18 protein-coding genes are annotated in these 15,829 nt (G+C 69.4%); 17 read left to right on the top strand and 1 reads right to left on the bottom strand.

Annotated features, from left to right (window positions below):
• Window positions 1-6: 6 nt before the first annotated feature.
• On the bottom strand, window positions 7-1,530 hold the full coding sequence (locus KOI35_RS00390; protein ID WP_215783961.1) for a GGDEF domain-containing protein: 1,524 nt from the start codon (window positions 1,528-1,530) through the stop codon (window positions 7-9).
• 80 nt (window positions 1,531-1,610) lie between these two features.
• Between KOI35_RS00390 and prmC the strand changes: the two genes are divergently transcribed.
• From prmC to KOI35_RS00475, 17 genes are all read left to right on the top strand, one after another.
• Window positions 1,611-2,480 carry a peptide chain release factor N(5)-glutamine methyltransferase gene (gene prmC, locus KOI35_RS00395; protein ID WP_215783962.1) on the top strand — a complete coding sequence of 290 codons (870 nt, stop codon included), beginning with the start codon at window positions 1,611-1,613 and terminating at the stop codon, window positions 2,478-2,480.
• A gap of 37 nt (window positions 2,481-2,517) precedes the next feature.
• Window positions 2,518-3,162: an L-threonylcarbamoyladenylate synthase gene (locus tag KOI35_RS00400; RefSeq protein WP_215784723.1), complete on the top strand. Its 645-nt coding sequence runs from the start codon at window positions 2,518-2,520 to the stop codon at window positions 3,160-3,162.
• Window positions 3,163-3,741: an arsenate reductase/protein-tyrosine-phosphatase family protein gene (locus tag KOI35_RS00405; RefSeq protein WP_215783963.1), complete on the top strand. Its 579-nt coding sequence runs from the start codon at window positions 3,163-3,165 to the stop codon at window positions 3,739-3,741.
• Complete coding sequence (locus KOI35_RS48700) at window positions 3,738-4,679, top strand: L-threonylcarbamoyladenylate synthase (RefSeq protein ID WP_215783964.1); 942 nt, start codon at window positions 3,738-3,740, stop codon at window positions 4,677-4,679. The genes KOI35_RS00405 and KOI35_RS48700 overlap by 4 nt, the downstream gene beginning before the upstream one ends.
• A 92-nt stretch (window positions 4,680-4,771) precedes the next feature.
• Window positions 4,772-6,061 (top strand): serine hydroxymethyltransferase, encoded by a 1,290-nt coding sequence (glyA, locus tag KOI35_RS00415; protein ID WP_215783965.1) that lies wholly within the window; start codon window positions 4,772-4,774, stop codon window positions 6,059-6,061.
• Window positions 6,058-6,567 (top strand): hypothetical protein, encoded by a 510-nt coding sequence (locus KOI35_RS00420; RefSeq protein ID WP_308120700.1) that lies wholly within the window; start codon window positions 6,058-6,060, stop codon window positions 6,565-6,567. Before glyA ends, KOI35_RS00420 begins: the two co-directional genes overlap by 4 nt.
• Window positions 6,568-6,776: 209 nt before the next feature.
• On the top strand, window positions 6,777-7,007 hold the full coding sequence (locus tag KOI35_RS00425; protein WP_184955242.1) for an AtpZ/AtpI family protein: 231 nt from the start codon (window positions 6,777-6,779) through the stop codon (window positions 7,005-7,007).
• Between the two features lie 15 nt (window positions 7,008-7,022).
• On the top strand, window positions 7,023-7,814 hold the full coding sequence (gene atpB / locus KOI35_RS00430) for a F0F1 ATP synthase subunit A (RefSeq protein WP_215783966.1): 792 nt from the start codon (window positions 7,023-7,025) through the stop codon (window positions 7,812-7,814).
• Window positions 7,815-7,890: 76 nt separating this feature from the next.
• A complete protein-coding gene (locus KOI35_RS00435; RefSeq protein ID WP_184955244.1) occupies window positions 7,891-8,115 on the top strand; it encodes an ATP synthase F0 subunit C in 225 nt (74 codons plus the stop codon).
• A 31-nt stretch (window positions 8,116-8,146) separates the two neighbouring features.
• Window positions 8,147-8,710 carry a F0F1 ATP synthase subunit B gene (locus KOI35_RS00440; protein ID WP_215783967.1) on the top strand — a complete coding sequence of 188 codons (564 nt, stop codon included), beginning with the start codon at window positions 8,147-8,149 and terminating at the stop codon, window positions 8,708-8,710.
• Window positions 8,710-9,531: a F0F1 ATP synthase subunit delta gene (locus KOI35_RS00445; protein WP_215783968.1), complete on the top strand. Its 822-nt coding sequence runs from the start codon at window positions 8,710-8,712 to the stop codon at window positions 9,529-9,531. The genes KOI35_RS00440 and KOI35_RS00445 overlap by 1 nt, the downstream gene beginning before the upstream one ends.
• 85 nt (window positions 9,532-9,616) lie before the next feature.
• A complete protein-coding gene (gene atpA, locus KOI35_RS00450) occupies window positions 9,617-11,266 on the top strand; it encodes a F0F1 ATP synthase subunit alpha (protein WP_215783969.1) in 1,650 nt (549 codons plus the stop codon).
• A gap of 2 nt (window positions 11,267-11,268) precedes the next feature.
• Complete coding sequence (locus tag KOI35_RS00455) at window positions 11,269-12,198, top strand: F0F1 ATP synthase subunit gamma (RefSeq protein ID WP_215783970.1); 930 nt, start codon at window positions 11,269-11,271, stop codon at window positions 12,196-12,198.
• Complete coding sequence (gene atpD, locus KOI35_RS00460) at window positions 12,198-13,640, top strand: F0F1 ATP synthase subunit beta (protein WP_215783971.1); 1,443 nt, start codon at window positions 12,198-12,200, stop codon at window positions 13,638-13,640. The genes KOI35_RS00455 and atpD overlap by 1 nt, the downstream gene beginning before the upstream one ends.
• Before the next feature lie 159 nt (window positions 13,641-13,799).
• A complete protein-coding gene (locus tag KOI35_RS00465) occupies window positions 13,800-14,924 on the top strand; it encodes an LCP family protein (RefSeq protein WP_438870573.1) in 1,125 nt (374 codons plus the stop codon).
• Between the two features lie 107 nt (window positions 14,925-15,031).
• Window positions 15,032-15,313, top strand: a complete 282-nt coding sequence (locus tag KOI35_RS00470; protein ID WP_203771829.1) for a F0F1 ATP synthase subunit epsilon — start codon at window positions 15,032-15,034, stop codon at window positions 15,311-15,313.
• 8 nt (window positions 15,314-15,321) lie between these two features.
• Window positions 15,322-15,780, top strand: a complete 459-nt coding sequence (locus KOI35_RS00475) for a DUF2550 domain-containing protein (RefSeq protein WP_215783973.1) — start codon at window positions 15,322-15,324, stop codon at window positions 15,778-15,780.
• The last annotated feature ends 49 nt before the right edge of the window (window positions 15,781-15,829 follow it).

A 15,829-nucleotide genomic window follows, 5' to 3' on the forward strand; every position in this document is an offset into this window, starting at 1 on the left:
GCGCGACTAGGTCATTTCGGAGAGCGGCCGGGTCGGCAACCGGCTCGCGGCCGCGGCGGCGAGCGCGGCGCTGAGTGTCCGCCCGTTGGTGCCCACCTCGGACCAGCCCGCGGCCAGGCTGATCGGCGTGCCCGGCACCAGGATCTGCCAGTTCTCGGCGTTGGTGGCGGCGGTGATCCGGCGCGACACCTCGGCCGCCTGGGCCGTGCCCGCGCCCGGCAGCACGACCACGAACTCGTCGCCGGCGAACCGGGCCACGAAGTCGCCCCGGCGCATCACCCGGTTCAGTACACCGGCTATCCGTTGCAGCACCAGATCGCCGCAGTGCCGGCCGTGCCGGGCGTTGACCTCGGTGAACCCGATCAGGTCGCAGACCCCGATCGCCGCCCGCTCGCCCCGGGCCAGCATCTGCGCGACATAGCGTTCGAGCTGGCGGCGGTTGGGCAGCCCGGTCAGCGGGTCGGTCAGCGTCTCGTCGCCGTAGCGGCTGGGATCGCGCTGGGTCTCCTGGGCGTCGAGCCGGGCCGCGACCCCGTCGAGATAGCCGTCGCGCAGCCGGTCGATCCGCTGGGCGGCCAGGCGGAACGCGTGCCGGTCGGCGGCGTGCGCGGCCGCGTGGTCGCCCGCGGCGGCGTGACAGATGCTGCGCAACCGGGCCGGCTCGGCCGCACCGAGAATCTCGGCCGACACCGGCACCGAGTCCAGCATGGACAGTGCCTGGGCGGGCCGACCGGCCGCCATGGCCAGGCAGACGTGGCCGAGATGCTGCAGGTCGCGGGTGCGCACGCTGTCGCCGCCGCCGGTCAGCCAGCTCGCCGCGTCGGCCTCGGTCTCTTCGCCCAGCGCGGCCCGGCGGGCCAGTGAGTAGCCGTAGGCGGCCCGGCTGCCGGGGCGCATCTGGTCGGCGCCGATCGCGACGTAGCGGGTCAGTTCGGCGTCGATGTCGCGCAGCACGCGCAGGCAGCCGTCGGTGTCGCCCTGGTGGTCGAGCGAGACCGCGTTACGCAACCGGATGCCCGGGGCGGCGAAGATCTCGGAGGCCAGCCCGACGGCCGCGCCGACCTGGCGGGCCTGTTCGATCGCGGTCAGCGCGTGACCGTGGAAACCGAGATAGGAGTAGGCCATCGCGAGGTCGTGCCAGCCCCACGCCGTCTCGGAGTCGTTCTCGCGCACCGCGGCCAGGGCCCGGGACGCCTGCACCAGGTGGGTGACGCCACGGTCCAAATTGCGCTCGAGGTGGGCGCCGAGGGCCGCGAACGCGTGCATCTGGCCGCGCAGGTAGGCGTCGGGGATCTCGCGGACGGCGTTTTCGGCCAGCGTCATCGCGGTGGCCAGCTCGGCTATCCGGCCCAGGTTGATCAGCGCACCGAAGCGCTGGACCAACGCGTAGGCGCGGGTGGTCGGATCGGCGGCCACGGCGAGCACCGCGTCGAGGATCGGCAACGCCTCGGCCGAGCGGCCGTTCTGTTGCAGCCGACCGGCACGGCGCAGTTCCTCGACGTGTTCCGCGAGCTGGTCCAACCAACTCACCAGGCGCCTCCCACCGCTGTCGCGCGTCTGCGTACCGACCCGGCCGATCGGCGTCGCGCGTGACGTTTGAAGATTATGCCGTGGATACGGACTCCGAAGACACCTCCCAGGCAACGGTACGGACACCCCTGAGCCGGGCGCTGGCAACGGCGGTCGCCGATCTCTCGGCGGCCGGGGTCGAATCGCCGCGGGTGGACGCCGAACTGCTGGCCGCGTACGTGCTGGGCATCCCACGTGGGCGGTTGCTCGTGGTGGACTCGTTGCGGGCCGGCGAGCTGAGTCGTTTCACCGGGCTCGTGGCCGAGCGCGCCCGGCGGATCCCGTTGCAGCACCTGCTCGGCACGGCGGCCTTCCGCTATCTCGAACTTCAGGTCGGCGACGGCGTCTTCGTCCCACGACCCGAGACGGAACTGCTCGCCGGCTGGGGCGTCGAGCACACCGCGCCCGGTGCGACGGTCGTCGATCTGTGCAGCGGCTCCGGCGCGATCGCGCTGTCGGTGGCCGACGAGGCCGCGCCGGGCCGGGTGATCGCGGTCGAGCGGTCGCCGGCCGCGCTGTCCTATCTGCGCCGCAATGCCGCTGCTTTTCCGGTGGTCGAGGTGGTCGAGGGCGACGTGACCGATCCGGGGCTGCTGGCCGGGCTCGAGGTCGACGTCCTGCTCTGCAATCCGCCCTACGTGCCGGTCGGCACGCCGGTGCCGCCCGAGGTCAGCGAGCACGATCCGGACGAGGCGGTCTTCGGCGGCGACGACGGGCTCACCGTGATCCGGCCGGTCATCGCGCTGGCCGCGGCGCTGCTCAGGACCGGTGGTGTGGTGGGTATCGAGCATGACGACGTACATGGGGAAGCCGTTCCGGAGTTGCTGCGGGCGGACGGGCGGTTCACCGAGGTGACCGCGCACGCCGACCTGACCGGACGCCCGCGATACGCGACGGCAAGGCGCACCTGATCGATATTCCGGATCGCATGGCAGACTGCACGGTGTGATGCTCTACGACTGCCGTACGACCGCGGACCGGGATCGCGGCATCGCCGCCGCGGTCGAGGCGGTCAAGAGCGGTGAGCTGGTCGTCATGCCGACCGACACGGTCTACGGCGTCGGGGCCGACGCGTTCACCCCGCACGCGATCACCTCGCTGCACCATGCGCGCAGCGTCACCAATCAGATTCCGCCGCCGGTGCTGGTCGGGTCCCGGCACACCCTCGACGGCCTGGTCTATTCGCTGCCCAAGGCGGCGCGTGAGCTGGCCGACGCCTTCTGGCCGGGTGCGCTGACGCTCTATGTCGAGCACTCGCCGAGCCTGCAGTGGGATCTGGGCGACACCGGGGGCCGGGTGGCCGTCCGCATGCCGCTGCACCCGGTGGCGCTCGAGGTGCTGCGCGAGGTCGGCCCGATGGCGGTCACCACCGCCAACAAGGTCGGGCAGCCCGCGCCGCTGACCGCCGAGGCCGCCCGCGATCAGCTCGAATACGCGGTCCGCGTCTATCTCGAGGCCGGTGCGGCGCACGATCCGGCGCCCAGCACGATCATCGACGTGACCGGCGAGGTGCCGCAGGTGCTGCGGGCCGGGGCCATCCCGTTCGAGAAACTGAAGGATGTCGTGCCGGACATCGTCGCGGCGGAGGCCTGAGTGGCGCCCTTCACCGTCCTGCACGTGTGCATGGGAAACATCTGCCGGTCGCCGATGGCCGAGCGCCTGCTGGCCCGGGCCGTCCGCGACCGTGCGGGCGACTCCGGTGACCAGCTCGTCCGCAGTGTCAGCGCCGGCACGGGCGGGTGGCACGAGGGCGAGGAGATGAACCCGCCGGCGGCCCGCCAGGTGCGGGCCCGCGGCGGCTCCGACAAGGGCTTCGAGGCCCGCAAGCTGCGCGGCGACTTCATCGACGAGGCCGATCTGGTGCTCACGGCGACCGCCGACCAGTACGACTACGTCATCGCGCTGCGTCCCGAGGCGGCCGCGCGCACGTTCGTCACCGGCGAGTTCGGCCGGCTGCTGGGTTCGCTCGACGCGGGCACGCTGCCCACCGGCGACGTCTACGCCCGGGGCGTGGCCATCGTCGAGGCGGTGCACCGGCTGCGGGGCGACAACCCGCCGCTGCCGGCCGACGACCTCGACGACCCGTGGGGCCGCGGCGACCAGACGTTCCAGCGCATCGGTGACGAGATCGAGGACACCACGGTCCCGTTCGCCACCCTGCTCCTCCCGTGACGGTCGTCCGACCCGATGCCGAGGGCCTGCGCCGCGCCGTCGAGGTGCTGCGGGCCGACTCGGTGGTCGCCTTTCCCACCGAGACCGTCTACGGGCTGGGCGCGAACGCGTTCTCCGAGAAGGCGGTCGCCGAGATCTACCGGCTGAAGAACCGGCCGTCCTGGAACCCGCTGATCGTGCACGTGGCCGGCGTCGAGGCGGCCCGCGGGCTGGCCGAGTCGTGGCCCGACCTGGCCGACGAGTTCGCCGCCCGGTTCTGGCCCGGCCCGCTGACCCTGGTCGTGCCGCGGGCCCGGCACCTCGCCGGGGTGGGGGCGAGCAACGACACGATCGCGATCCGGGTCCCGGCCCACGAGGTCGCTCTGCGGCTGCTCGAGGCGTCGGAGCTGCCGCTGGCCGCGCCCAGCGCCAACCGGTCCGAGGGCATCTCGCCGACCACGGCCGAGCACGTGGTGCGCAGCCTGCCCGACGTGCCGCTGGTGCTCGACGGCGGACCGGCGTCGTGGGGCATCGAGTCGACGGTGCTCGATGTGACCGGTCCGGTCCCGCGCCTGCTGCGGCCGGGCGCGCTGCCGCTACGGACGCTGCGCGACGTGGCCGGACAGATCGGTCTGTCCGATGGCGGCCCGGCCGACGGTGTGGCCCGCCCGTCCCCGGGGATGAGCCGCCGCCACTACGCGCCACGCGCGAAGGTCCTGCTCGTCCAGGAGATCGACCAGACCGGTCTGTCCAGTTCGGTGGGCGTGCTCACGTACGAGAACTCCGGGGTCGACGGGGCCGAGGTTCTCTCGGCCGACCCGCGCGAGTACGCGGCCGACCTCTACGCCGCCCTGCACCGCCTGGACGACGCCGGAGTCGCGACGATCCTGGTGCAGGAGCCGCCGTCGACCGAGGACTGGCTGGCCGTACGGGACCGCCTGAGCCGCGCCGCCGCCTGACTCCCGGCTCGCATAAATCGACTGTGCCCGGTAAAAGGCCTGGATAGGCCATATGCTCGAAACCGGTAGCGCTGCTCACTGGGGGAGGGCACGTGGACACCTTCTGGGGGCCGGATTTCGCCGCGCTCGAGGCGGGCGATCCGGAGATCGCGGGCGTCCTCCTGGCCGAGCTGGACCGGCAGCGCTCCGGCCTGCAGCTGATCGCCAGCGAGAACTTCACCTCACCGGCCGTGCTGGCCGCGCTGGGTTCGACGCTGGCCGACAAGTACGCCGAGGGCTATCCGGGTGAGCGTTACTACGGCGGGTGCGCCCAGGCCGACCGGGCCGAGCGGCTGGCCGTCGAGCGGGCCCGGGAGCTGTTCGGGGCCGAGCACGCCAACGTCCAGCCGCACTCGGGGGCGGCGGCCAACCTGGCGGCGTACGCGGCCCTGGCCGAACCGGGCGATGCCGTGCTGGCCATGGAGCTGCCGCACGGCGGGCATCTCACCCACGGCAGCCGGGTCAACTTCAGCGGCAAGTGGTTCCATCCGATCGGCTACCGGGTCTGCCCCGACACCGAGCAGATCGACTACGACGAGGTCCGCGACCTCGCGCTGGCCCATCGCCCCAAGATGATCATCTGCGGGGCCACCGCGTACCCGCGTCTGATCGACTTCGCCAAGTTCCGCGAGATCGCCGACGAGGCCGGTGCCTATCTGGTGGTCGACGCCGCGCACTTCATCGGCCTGGTCGCCGGGCAGGCCGTCCCGTCGCCGGTGCCCTACGCCGACGTGGTCACCTGCACCACCCACAAGGTGCTGCGCGGCCCCCGCGGCGGCATGATCCTGTGCCGGGCCGAGCTGGCCCAGCGCATCGACAAGGCGGTGTTCCCGTTCAGCCAGGGCGGCCCGATGATGCACGTCATCGCGGCCAAGGCGGTGGCGTTGCGCGAGGCGTCGATGCCGGCCTTCCGCACGTACGCCCGGCAGGTCGTCCGCAACGCGCAGGCGCTGGCCGCGGGACTGGCCGCCGAGGGCATGCGACCGGTCGCGGGCGGCACCGACACCCACCTCGCGCTGGCCGATCTGCGCGAGCTCGGCGTCTCCGGCCGGGACGCCGAGGCGAGGTGTGACCTGGCCCGCATCACGTTGAACAAGAACGCCATCCCGTACGATCCGGAGCGACCCGCGGTGGCCTCCGGCATCCGGGTGGGATCGCCCGGCGTGACCACCCAGGGGATGCGGGAGGGCGAGATGCGCCAGATCGCCGGCCTGATCGGCCTGGCGGTGCGCAGCGACCCCGACACGGCGGCGGGAGCCTCCCGCCTGGCCGACGCCGCGGACGAGGTGGCCGGCCTGGTGCGCCGGTTCCCCGCGTACGGGCGGCAGGAGGTGCTGGCTTGACCACGGAACTCGACGAGTTCGAGCTCGAACGACAGCGCGCGCTGGAGTTCCAGCGGCAGCAGGCGGCCGAGCAGGCCGATGAGGACGATCGCCCCCTGCCCGACCTGCCTCCGTTGCCCGCCGATCCGCGCTGGCGGGTGGCGCACCTGCCGTTCCTGAGCGCGGTCTCGGCCGCCCTGCTGCTCTTCGCCGCGTCCATCGGGTTCGTCACCGGCGGGCCGTCCTCGGCGCTCGGCGCGGCCGCCGGCGTGATGATCGTGACCGTCAGCTTCACGATGTCGACTCTGGTCATCGCGTGGGCCGACACCGTACGCCCGGCGCTTCTGATGCCTCTCGCCCTTTTTACCTATGTTTTGAAGTACGGAGCACTCGGTGTCGTGCTGTCCTATGGCGTGTCGACGACGTGGCCCGGTAAGAACGCTCTGGGCTACGGAATCGTCGCCGGCGTGGTCGTGTGGACCGCCGTCCAGGCGTGGTGGTTTCACAAGGTGAGTCGCCCGAACTGATCTTCTTACAGCCGTTTCGCCTCGTCAGCGCCTCATTCGTGGTTTGTTGACCACGAAACGGTGACGTGAACGGTTGTGTGTTGTCCGGTTATGGCGAAGGGGGAGTACCGTGTCCTTCCAGTTGCGAGACCCCTGACGCCTGGACAACTGCGGTTGTGCGGGGGGTCCCGCTTAGCCTCGTGTTTCCTGCTGATATCGTTCGGGCCGTCATGACCGGTCAAGAACCTCCCAGAAACCCCAGCGGTGACGACCAGCCCCCGCCCGACACGGGCATGGGAATGACGGCGGTCGCTTACCTCATCTCGGGCATGTTGGTGTGGGGAGCGATCGGTTGGCTGGTTGATCACTGGCTCGGCACCAAGGGCATCTTCGCCGGCATCGGCGCTGTCGTTGGTATCGGCGGCGGTGTCTACCTCATCGTGCGCCGTCTCGGCGCCTGACAGGAAAGGGCTACGGTGACCGGTCAGTCGACTGTTCTCGCAGCGGAAGTTCCGTTCCCGCCGAAGGTCGAGGACTTCTACCTGCCCAGCATCCTGCCGTGGGGCGAACACTCGGTCTGGTTGACGAAGATCACGGCGCTGCTGTGGATCTCGGTGGCCATCATCATCATCTTCTTCCTGGTCTCGTACCGGAAGCCGCAGCTCGTGCCGACCAAGAAGCAGTGGATCGCCGAGTCGATGTACGGCTTCGTGCGCAACAACATCGCGATCGACATGCTCGGCAAACGCGGTATCAATTTCGCGCCGTACCTGACCACGCTGTTCGTCTTCATCTTCTTGATGAACCTCTGGGCCATCGTCCCGATCGCGCAGATCTCGCCGAACTCGCACATCGCGTTCCCGGCCGTTCTCGCGGTCATCAGCTACGTGATGTTCATCTACATCGGCATGAAGCACCACGGCGGCCTGAAGTACTTCAAGCACGCGCTCATTCCGCCGGCGCCGTGGTTCATTCTCCCGCTGCTGATTCCGATCGAGTTCTTCTCGACGTTCCTGGTGCGGCCGTTCTCGCTCGCCGTCCGTCTGTTCGCCAACATGTTCGCCGGCCACATGCTGCTGCTGGTGTTCACGCTGGGCGGCTTCGCGATGCTGAACGCCAACGCCTGGTTCCTGCCGTTCTCGCTCGTCTCGTGGGCGATGACCATCGCCCTCACCTTCCTGGAGTTCCTGGTCATCTGCCTCCAGGCCTACGTCTTCACGGTGCTCACCGCGAGCTACGTCCAGGGCGCGCTCGCCGACGAGCACTGAGTTTCACGCAACACCCCGCATCACCCCGTTTGTCGTCCCGCGTGAACGTCACGCGAGATACCAGGAGGATCCTGAAATGCTTCTCGCCGAAGTTGTCGGTAGCACCGCTGCCATCGGTTACGGCCTTGCCGCCATCGGCCCCGGCATTGGCGTGGGTCTGGTCTTCTCGGCCTACATCCAGTCGACCGCCCGCCAGCCGGAGTCGTCGCGTCTGACCCTCCCGTACGTGTGGATCGGCTTCGCCGTTATCGAGGCGCTCGCCCTGCTGGGCATCGCGTTCGGCTTCATCTGGGCCGGCTAGTCACTCCCGTACTCCTCGTTGGGAGGTGTCCATGATCACCGAAGTTCTGACCGTTGCGGCCGAGGCCGGCGAGACGACTCACAACCCGATCATCCCGCTCTGGCAGGAGGTCGTTCTCGGCCTGATCGCGTTCAGCATCCTGTGCTTCGTGCTGATGAAGTTCGTCTTCCCGATGATGGAGAAGACCTTCGCGGCGCGGGTGGACGCGATCGAGGGCGGCATCAAGCGCGCCGAGGCCGCTCAGGCCGAGGCCAACCAGCTGCTCGAGCAGTACAAGGCGCAGCTGGCCGAAGCTCGCACCGAGGCCGCGCGCATCCGCGACGAGGCCCGGGCCGACGCCGAGGGCATCCGCCAGGACATCCTGGCCAAGGCCCGCGAGGAGTCGGACCGCATCATCGCGGCCGGCGGCGAGCAGCTCGCCGTGCAGCGCGAGAGCATCGTGCGTGAGCTCCGCTCCGAGGTCGGATCGCTCGCGGTCGACCTGGCCAGCAAGATCGTCGGCGAGAGCCTCGCCGACGAGGCGCGCAGCCGGGGCACCGTCGAGCGCTTCATCAACGAGCTCGGCCCGGCCGGCTCGGCGGGCGGGCGGCGCTGATGGCGTCGACCGTCAGCCAGCAGGCGCAGGCCGAGGCGAGCGCGAAGTTCGCCGCCGGCACCGCCACGGCCACGGCCGCGCAGGTCGCTACGGCCGCCGACGAGATCCTGTCGGTGGCCGGTCTGCTCCGGGCGCAGCCGCGGCTCCGCCGGGCGCTGACCGACCCGTCGCGCTCCGGCGCCGACCGGGGCGGGCTGGTGCGCTCGCTGCTGTCCGGCAAGGTGTCCGAGGTCGTCCTCGACACGCTCGCGACCCTGGTCGCGGGCCGGTTCTCCCGGCCCTCGGAGCTGCTCGACAGCACCGAGCGCCTGGGCGCCGACGCGCTGCTGGACGCGGCGGCCAAGGACGACAAGCTGGCCGACGTCGAGGACGAGCTGTTCCGCTTCGGGCAGATCGTCTCGGGCAACGGCCAGCTCGCGACCACGCTGAGCGATCCAGGTGCGCCGATCGAACGCCGGGTTAAGCTGGTGACGGACTTGCTCAAGGGCAAGGCCCAGCCGGCCACGGTGCGGCTCGCCGAGATCGCCGTCGAGGGTTTCGGGGGGCGTGGCTTCGAGGCGTCGCTGACCCGGTTGGTGGAGCTGACCGCCGCCAAGCGTGACCGTGAGGTCGCGTACGTGACGGTCGCCAAGCCGCTCTCCGACGCCGACGAGCAGGCGCTGGCTGCCAAGTTGTCCGACATCTACGGTCGATCGGTCTCGCTGAAGGTCGACGTCGATCCCGCGATCATCGGCGGCGTCAGTGTCCGGGTCGGCTCCGACCTCTACGACGGCACGATCCTGCGCCGGCTCAACGCCGCCAAGCAGGCTTTCGCGAAATAGTTTTTCCCCTCGGTCCGGCGGCAACGCGGATCGAGCAGGCCCCTCGGTGGCGGGAACGTCCCGAGCTAGACAGAGAAGGCAGAGGATGGCCGAGCTGACCATCTCCTCGGATGAGATCCGGGGGGCGCTAGAGCGCTACGTCTCGTCCGCTACCAATGAGGTCACCCGCGAAGAGGTCGGCATCGTCTCCGATGCGGGCGACGGTATCGCGCACGTCGAGGGCCTGCCCTCGGCGATGGCGAACGAACTGCTCGAATTCGAGGACGGCACGCTGGGCGTCGCCCTGAACCTCGACGTCCGCGAGATCGGCGCCGTCGTCCTGGGCGACTTCGCCGGCATCGAAGAGGGTCAGCAGGTCAAGCGGACCGGCCGCGTCCTCTCGGTTCCGGTCGGCGACGCCTACCTGGGCCGCGTCGTCGACGCGCTGGGTAACCCGATCGACGACCGGGGCGAGATCGCCAACGAGGGCTTCCGCGAGCTCGAGCTGCAGGCGCCGAACGTCATGGCGCGGCAGCCGGTGAAGCAGCCGCTGCAGACCGGCATCAAGGCGATCGACGCCATGACGCCGATCGGCCGCGGCCAGCGCCAGCTGATCATCGGCGACCGCAAGACCGGTAAGACCACGGTCGCGCTCGACACGATCATCAACCAGCGCGCCAACTGGGAGTCGGGCGACCCGCAGAAGCAGGTCCGCTGCATCTACGTGGCCATCGGTCAGAAGGCGACCACCATCGCCTCGATCCGCGGCACGCTGGAGGAGCAGGGCGCTCTCGAGTACACGACGATTGTCGCGGCTCCGGCGTCCGACCCGGCCGGCTTCAAGTACATCGCGCCGTACACCGGCTCGGCCATCGGCCAGCACTGGATGTACAACGGCAAGCACGTCCTGATCGTCTTCGACGACCTGACCAAGCAGGCCGAGGCCTACCGCGCCGTGTCGCTGCTGCTGCGCCGTCCGCCGGGCCGCGAGGCCTACCCGGGCGACGTCTTCTACCTGCACTCCCGTCTGCTCGAGCGCTGCGCCAAGCTCTCCGACGAGCTGGGTGCGGGCTCGATGACCGGTCTGCCGATCATCGAGACGAAGGCCAACGACATCTCGGCCTACATCCCGACGAACGTCATCTCGATCACCGACGGCCAGATCTTCCTCGAGACCGACCTGTTCGCCTCGGGTGTCCGCCCGGCGATCAACGTCGGCACCTCGGTGTCCCGGGTCGGCGGTTCGGCGCAGGTCAAGGCGATGCGCTCGGTCTCCGGCCGTCTGCGCCTCGACCTGGCCCAGTTCCGTGAGCTGGAGGCGTTCTCGGCCTTCGCCTCCGACCTGGACAAGGCGTCCCGCGCCCAGCTGGAAAAGGGCGTCCGCCTGGTCGAGCTGCTCAAGCAGCCGCAGTACTCGCCGTACTCGGTCGTCGAAGAGGTCATCGTGATCTGGGCCGGCACCACCGGCCAGCTCGACGACATCCCGGTCGCCGACGTGCGCCGCTTCGAGCAGGACTTCCTGGGCTGGGTCAAGCGGCACCGCAGCGACACCTACACCGCGATCGACTCGACCGGCCTGCTGTCGGACGACGACGTCGAGAACCTGAAGAGCGGCGTGACCGAGTTCAAGGAGCTCTTCAAGCGCGGCGAGACCGGTTCGGCGGTCAACGAGAACCCGGCCGAGCCGCTGGCCGAGGGCTCGCAGACCCGTGAGACGGTGACCCGCGAGGTTCCCCGCTCGACGGAAGCCAAGTAGTCATGGCCGGTCAGGTACAGGCACTTCGGCGGCGCATCCGCACCGTCAAGTCGACCAAGAAGATCGCGAAGGCGCAGGAGCTGGTCGCCACCAGCCGCATCGCCAAGGCGCAGGAGCGGGTGGCCGCTTCCAAGCCGTACGCGGAGGCGATCACCCAGGTCCTGACCGCCCTGGCGTCCAACGCCTCGATCGACAACCCCCTGCTGGTCCCGCGCGAGCGGGTCCGGCGGGCGGGTGTCCTGCTCATCACCAGCGACCGCGGCCTGGCCGGCGCCTACAACGCCAACGCCATCCGCACCGCCGAGCAGCTGATCGAGCGTCTCAAGGCGGACGGCAAGGACCCGGTTCTGTACGTCGTCGGCCGCAAGGGCGTCGGCTACTACCGGTTCCGCGGCCGGCCGATCGAGGCCAGCTGGACGGGCTTCTCCGAGCGGCCGTCGTTCTCCGACGCCAAGACGATCGGTGACGCCCTGCTGGAGGCGTTCGTCGCCGGCGCGGACGACACCGACACGACCTACGGTCCGGACGGGATCAAGGGCGTCGACGAGCTGCACATCGTCAGCACGCAGTTCAAGTCGCTGATGACGCAGACCGCCGAGGCGCACTTCCTGGCCCCGATGCAGGTCGAGGAGCGCGAGGTCGAGCCCGGACTGCGGCCGGCCTACGAGTTCGAGCCGGACGCCGACGAGTTGCTCGACGCGCTGCTGCCGAAGTACCTCAACACGCGGATCTACGCGGCGTTGCTGTCCTCGGCGGCGAGCGAGTCGGCCTCCCGGCGGCGGGCGATGAAGAGCGCGTCGGACAACGCGGACGACCTGCTCAAGCGGTACACGCGCGAGATGAACTCCGCGCGGCAGGCTGCGATCACCCAGGAAATCAGTGAGATCGTCGGCGGCGTCGAGGCGCTGTCCTCGGCAGGAAGTGATATGTGATGACTGCTGTTGCTGAGCCCACCAAGGCGGAGACCGGTGTCGGCCGCGTCGTCCGGGTCATCGGCCCGGTCGTCGACGCCGAGTTCCCCCGTGACGCCATGCCCGACATCTTCAACGCGCTGCACGTGTCGGTGACCCTCTCCGAGGGCACCAAGACGCTGACGCTCGAGGTCGCCCAGCACCTGGGTGACAACATCGTCCGCGCCATCTCGATGCAGCCGACCGACGGCCTGATCCGTGGCGCCGAGGTCTCCGACACCGGCTCGCCGATCTCGGTGCCCGTCGGTGACGTGACCAAGGGCCACGTGTTCAACGCCCTCGGCGAGGTGCTCAACGTCGACCCGTCGACCCTGGACATCCAGGAGCGCTGGGCGATCCACCGCAAGCCCCCGGCGTTCGCCGACCTCGAGCCCAAGACCGAGATGCTGGAGACCGGCATCAAGGTGCTCGACCTGCTCGCGCCGTACGTGCGCGGTGGCAAGATCGGCCTGTTCGGCGGCGCGGGCGTGGGCAAGACGGTGCTCATCCAGGAGATGATCATCCGCGTTGCCCGTAACTTCGGTGGTACGTCGGTGTTCGCCGGCGTCGGTGAGCGCACCCGTGAGGGCAACGACCTCATCCTGGAGATGGAGGAGGGTGGCGTTCTCGACAAGACCGCCCTCGTCTTCGGCCAGATGGACGAGCCGCCGGGCACCCGCCTGCGGGTCGCCCTGTCCGCGCTGACCATGGCGGAGTACTTCCGGGACGTCCAGAACCAGGAGGTGCTGCTCTTCATCGACAACATCTTCCGGTTCACCCAGGCCGGTTCCGAGGTCTCCACCCTGCTTGGCCGCATGCCCTCGGCCGTGGGTTACCAGCCCACGCTGGCCGACGAGATGGGTGAGCTCCAGGAGCGCATCACCTCGGTCCGGGGCAAGGCGATCACCTCGCTCCAGGCGATCTACGTGCCCGCCGACGACTACACCGACCCGGCGCCGGCCACCACGTTCGCCCACCTCGACGCCACCACGAACCTCGAGCGGTCGATCTCCGACAAGGGCATCTACCCCGCCGTGGACCCGCTGGCCTCCAGCTCGCGGATCCTGGCGCCCGAGTTCGTCGGCGCCGAGCACTACGCGGTCGCCCGTGAGGTGCAGCGAATCCTGCAGAAGTACAAGGACCTGCAGGACATCATCGCCATCCTCGGTATGGACGAGCTCTCGGAAGAGGACAAGGTCACGGTGCAGCGGGCTCGCCGCATCGAGCGCTTCCTCTCCCAGAACACGTACGCCGCCGAGCAGTTCACCGGCGTCCCCGGCTCGACGGTCCCGCTGAAGGAGACCATCGAGGCGTTCAAGAAGATCAGCGAGGGCGAGTACGACAACTTCCCCGAGCAGGCCTTCTTCATGTGCGGTGGCCTCGAAGACCTCGAGAAGAACGCGCACGAACTGATGAAGGGCTGACGCCCACTCAGCGTCAACGAAGCCGCGCCGACCGTAAAGGTAGGCGCGGCTTCGCCGTTTCTACGGAAAAGTTCGCCCGATTTGTCCAAGACGGTGGTGATTTGTGCCGCCTCGGTTCGTTACTCTTGTCGTTCGTCCGAACGGAGTATTGGGGAGCAAGTGGCGAAGTCCGGGAAACGACGCGCGCCCTTGTGGGCGCGGCTCAGCGCGATCTTCGGGTGCGTCCTCATGGTCGTCGCCGGTGGCACCCTGGTGGCCCAGCAGGTGCTGGTGTCCCGCTACGCGGGGGCCGTCGAGACCGGAAACCTGCTCGGCGCTCCGGCCGCCAACGCCGCCAAGCCCGCCTCGGACATCAAGGGCCCGCTGAACATCCTGCTGGTCGGCATCGACCCGCGGACGGACGAGCAGACCCCGCTCAGCGACTCGATCATCGTGGCGCACATCCCGGCCGACATGAAGCAGGCCTACCTCTTCTCGATCCCGCGCGACCTGGTGGTCGACATCCCGCCGTTCGAGAAGACCGGTTTCAAGGGCACCCGCACCAAGATCAATGCGGCGATGGGCTTCGGCAGCTCGGTCGGCAACGGCAAGCACGACGTCGTGCAGGGCTTCGAGCTGCTGGCCAAGACCGTGCAGCAGCTCACCGGCGTCCCCACCTTCGACGCCGGCACGATCATCAACTTCAACGGCTTCAAGGCGATCGTGGAGGCCATGGGCGGCGTCACCATGACGATCGACCAGAACGTGAAGTCGGAGCACCTGCAGCCCAACGGCAAGCCGCGCCCGCGCCTGTCCCGCTGCGCCGACAACTCCTGCGCCCACCCCTACTACGGCCCGCAGGCCGAATACAAGAAGGGGACCTACCACCTGCAGGCCTGGCAGGCGCTCGACTACGTGCGGCAGCGCTACGGCCTGCCCCGCGGCGACTACGACCGCCAGCGGCACCAGCAGCAGTTCATCAAGGCGATGGCCAAGCAGGCGCTGGGCAGAGACGTGGTGACCAACCCGGCCAAGCTCGACAAGGTGCTCAAGGCGGCCGGCAAGGCGCTGATCTTCGACGGCGGCGGCCACGACATCGTCGACTGGGCGTTCGCGATGAAGAACATCCGCTCCGACGAGATGACGCTGATCAAGCTGCCGGGCAGCTCGATCATCAACAACGGCAACTACCGGGGTGAGGAACTGGCGCCGAGTGCCGAAGACTTCTTCGCGTCCGTACGGGAAGATCGCGTGCAGGACTTCATCTTCCGTAACCCGGAGTACATCAACAACAACGCCGCCTGACCCGTGTGGTAGTGGACACCCCCTACTACAGCGGGTGGGCGCGCCGTTTAGACTTCACCCATTCGGCTGTTCCGGCCGTAATGAAGCAGGCTCAACAGGAGGACAGCGTGGCCAACCAGCTGCCCGTCAAGGTAGTCGCGGTCGAGGAAAGCGTATGGTCCGGCGAGGCCGAGATGCTCGTCGCGCGCACCACCGAGGGTGAGATCGGTGTGCTGCCCGGCCACTCGCCACTGCTCGGCCTGCTCAAGGAGCCGTCCCAGGTGCGGGTCAAGCTCGCCGGCGGCGAGCAGCTGACCTACGACGTGTCCGGCGGATTCCTCTCGATCGACGCCGACGGCGTGACGGTCCTGGCCGAGAGCGCCACGCCCGCCACCCCCGAGACCCACTGACGCCGGCGATGCGGATTCTGGAAGTCTTCGGAATCTGCGTCGTCGCTGCGCTCGTACTCCTCTTCGCGGTCTTCTTCCGCAGCCGGCTGCTCATGGTCGGCGGCGGGACGATCCGCCTCCAGATCCGCGTCAGCACGCTGGTCCCGGGTCGTGGCTGGTCCACGGCCATCGGTCAGTTCGCCGGCGGCACGCTGCGGATCCATCGCATGTTCAGCTTCGCCTTCCGCCCCAAGCGCATCCTCGACCGCGGCGCGACCGTGGTCGAGGAGCAGCGGCGTCCCGAGGGCCCCGAACGGCTGACCATGCCGGGTCACTGGGTGATCCTCCGCCTCGCCACCGCGCTCGACGAGATCGAGATTGCCATGGCCGAGTCGACCGTCACCGGCTTCCTGTCGTGGCTCGAGGCCGCGCCGCCCGGGCCGCCGGGCAGTGTCGCGCCCCGTCCCGCCATCCGGCCCGCCGAGTAGCCAGCCGCGCTTTCCTGATTGGCTGTCGCTCACGGCGTACGGGAACGCT

Source organism: Paractinoplanes bogorensis, assembly GCF_018829635.1.
Taxonomy (GTDB): Bacteria; Actinomycetota; Actinomycetes; order Mycobacteriales; family Micromonosporaceae; genus Actinoplanes; species Actinoplanes bogorensis.